2 pseudogenes are annotated in these 433 nt (G+C 40.0%); both read right to left on the bottom strand.

Features of this window, described 5'->3' with window-relative positions:
- Positions 1 to 139, bottom strand: a pseudogene (locus EII41_RS14670) (IS5/IS1182 family transposase); the annotation flags it as partial.
- Positions 127 to 433 (bottom strand): annotated as a pseudogene (locus EII41_RS13815) (hypothetical protein); the annotation flags it as partial. The pseudogenes EII41_RS14670 and EII41_RS13815, both read right to left, overlap by 13 nt.

Here is a 433-nt window from a genome sequence, read left to right as displayed (position 1 = left end):
GCAAAAGATTTTCCTTAATCTTTTCCAGCATTTTCTTTAGATTCCAAGCTGTTGCTGCCATGTAGGCATTAATATGTATCCCTTTTTCGCCCCACAGATAGTTCTGTTCCATACGGAAGTCTTTTTTCAGATGCCCCAAGATAGGTTCAATACCTGCTCTGGTTCTAAATTTCTTGCGTTTCTGCTTTTTCTTAGATTCACTGTAGATTTTTTAGGTTTGTCGGGAGTAATGATTTTTACTCCTCTTATTTCTCTGCGACCTCTCCCTCCTCTGTCGTACGCAAGTTCTTGAGATAATTTCAAATCATTGTCTTCCATCTGTCTAAGAAGCGGTTCTATGGTGTCTCCGTCATAAGGGTTGTCTAAGAATGTCTGTACGGCTGTAATGATTTTTCTGCCTTTCTTGCCTGTAGTAATGAGTCCGACTTTGTTC

It is taken from the genome of Tannerella forsythia (assembly GCF_003860135.1).
Lineage (GTDB): Bacteria > Bacteroidota > Bacteroidia > Bacteroidales > Tannerellaceae > Tannerella > Tannerella forsythia_A.
Note: the sequence above shows the minus strand (reverse complement) of the source record. Positions and strands in the feature narration are given on the sequence as shown.